Source organism: Marinobacter sp. UBA2498, assembly GCF_002341575.1.
Taxonomy (GTDB): Bacteria; Pseudomonadota; Gammaproteobacteria; order Pseudomonadales; family Oleiphilaceae; genus Marinobacter; species Marinobacter manganoxydans.
Map to the genome: position 1 here is coordinate 11,982 of NZ_DDOI01000016.1, position 581 is coordinate 12,562.

General features: G+C 57.1%; 1 protein-coding gene. It reads right to left on the bottom strand.

The window, feature by feature from the left end; genetic code table 11:
- A partial coding sequence (locus B2W52_RS01740; RefSeq protein WP_476738508.1) for a glycoside hydrolase family 57 protein occupies positions 1-581 on the bottom strand: 581 nt, incomplete at both ends.

Genomic DNA, 581 nt, shown 5'->3' on the forward strand with positions numbered 1-581 from the left:
AAGTCGCTGATGATCTGGGCCGGGTTATAGTCACCAAACCACCAGAACCAGTCGGACCCTTCGCAGATAGCCAGTTGCTGCATGGCGGCTGCTTTCTGCTCCGAATTGAGGCTGCCGTTGTCCATCACCCGGTCGAAGTGGGTTTTGGCTTCACAGAGCAGATCCCAGGCCCGGTTCTTGTCCGGGTCACCGATCCAGGTGGAGAACGTGCCATAAATCCAGCTGCCGGCCACAAGATGCGGCAAACGAACCGGCGCGGCTACGGGGTTCGCCACCAGATCGGCATAAGTGGTCAATCTGAGCCGGGGGTGGTTTGCCAGTACCCGATAAAGTTCGTCGAGGAAGTGAAAACCGTTCTCGGGGTAATACTCCCAGGCATTTTCGCCATCCATGATCACGGAAATCACCGGCTTCGTCTTGCCCTTGGCCTGCCCCGCAATGTTTTCCATGTGATGCACCAGGTCGCCAACGGCATCCCTGGCGTGCCAGTCTGCATAAGTAAAACCGATCAGATCCGACAGACCGTCGTCACGGAAGAAGACGGCGGTATCCGATTCGCCGAACGTATAGGGCTGGTGAAT